This window comes from Stenotrophomonas pictorum JCM 9942, from assembly GCF_001310775.1.
Taxonomy (GTDB): Bacteria; Pseudomonadota; Gammaproteobacteria; order Xanthomonadales; family Xanthomonadaceae; genus Stenotrophomonas; species Stenotrophomonas pictorum.
Genome location: NZ_BAZI01000505.1, coordinates 1 through 1,614, shown reverse-complemented (window position 1 = coordinate 1,614; position 1,614 = coordinate 1). Strand labels below are relative to the sequence as shown.

Sequence of the window (1,614 nt, the reverse complement as noted above, 5' to 3'; positions counted from 1 at the left end):
GCCCGGGCGGGCTGTGGCCGCAGGCCGCCAAGGCGGTGATCGCAAGCAACAGCGCCGGCAGGCGCCACGTGTGAAAGCGGAAAACTGGCGTGATGTGCATGGACCTTGATAATGCGCCACCTCAGAAGGCCGTCATCATGGCGGCGCCCCCGGCGGCCGGCAAGGCCGTTCCAACACCTGCCTCGGGCAGCCAGCAGACAGAGTTAGGCATGAAGATCGAAAAAGACCGCGTTGTCCGTTTCCACTACACCGTCTCGGAAGTCGGCCAGGAGCCGATCGAGAGCTCCAAGGACCGTGATCCGCTGGCGATCCTGATCGGCCACGGCAACATCATTCCGGGCCTGGAAGCGGCGATGATGGACAAGGAAGCCGGCGAGAGCTTCGGCGTGGATGTGAAGTCGGCCGATGCCTACGGCGAGCGCCGCGAGGGCCTGACCCAGCGCGTGCCCAAGAAGCACTTCGGCAATACCCGTCTGGTGCCGGGTGCGCAGGTGATCCTGCAGACCAACTTCGGTCCGCGTGCGGTCACCGTGCAGAAGGTCGGCCTGACCGTGGTTGACGTCGACCTGAACCATCCGATGGCCGGCAAGGACCTGCACTTCGACGTGGAGATCGTGGAAGTGCGCGAAGCGGCCGAGGAAGAAGTGCAGCACGGCCACGTGCATGGCGACGGTGGTCACCAGCACTGAGTGCAGCTGCCAGTGTCATGAGATAAGGAACGGCCCGCCAACGCGGGCCGTTTTCCTGTGTGACGGGCAGGCTGCCGGCGCAACTTTCCCGCCCGCGGTCACCGGCGCCTGGGCGTTCTCCGCGGTTGATACCGGTTTGACGTTCCCAGCTGTTGCCCGGGTCGCATGATGCCGCCCACGTATGCCAGAAGGAGTCCTGAGCTTGTCCGATCTCACCTACCACCCTGTTGCACCGAACGAACGTATCGGCACGCTGGATGTGCTGCGTGGCCTGGCGCTGTTTGGCATCCTGCTGATGAACATCGAGGCCTTCAGCGGGCCGATGGATCTGTCCTTCACCGGTATCGACCAGCACTGGCAGGGGATCGACCGCTGGGCCGATGGCTTCGTCTACCTCTTCGTGCAAGGCAAATTCTTCACCCTGTTCTCGCTGCTGTTCGGTGTGGGCTTTGCGGTGATGGCGCAACGCGCCGAGACGGCAGGACGCGACTTCGCCCGGTTCTACCTGCGCCGCAGCCTGGGGCTGCTGGTGATCGGCGTGCTGCATGCGGTGCTACTGTGGTCTGGCGACATTCTGATCGCCTATGCGTTGCTGTCCTTCCTGCTGCTGGCGTTCCGGCAGGTGCCGGCGCGCTGGCTGCCGTTGTTGGGGGTTGCCAGCTATCTGGCCGCCGTGGCGTTGCTGCTGCTGATCGGGCTGGTGATGCAGTTCGTGCCCGATGACGCCAGGGCGGCAATGACCAGCGAGGCACTGGCCAGTATCGAGCGCCAGCGCCAGGCCTATGCGCACGGCGGCTATCTGGACGCGCTGCGGCAGCGTCTGCGCGATATCGGGGTGGCGATGAGCGTGTTGATGCTGGTCGGGCCCCAGGTGCTGGGCATGTTCCTGATCGGCAGCTGGTTCGCGCGCAGCGGCGCGATCATC

Annotated in this window: 2 protein-coding genes; both read left to right on the top strand. The window is 64.9% G+C overall.

The features are described from left to right. Positions 1-209 precede the first annotated feature (209 nt). Positions 210-689, top strand: a complete 480-nt coding sequence (locus JCM9942_RS15490) for an FKBP-type peptidyl-prolyl cis-trans isomerase (protein ID WP_054660744.1) — start codon at positions 210-212, stop codon at positions 687-689. A 181-nt stretch (positions 690-870) separates the two neighbouring features. Continuing rightward, a partial coding sequence (locus JCM9942_RS15485) for a DUF418 domain-containing protein (protein WP_425478364.1) occupies positions 871-1,614 on the top strand: 744 nt, incomplete at its 3' end.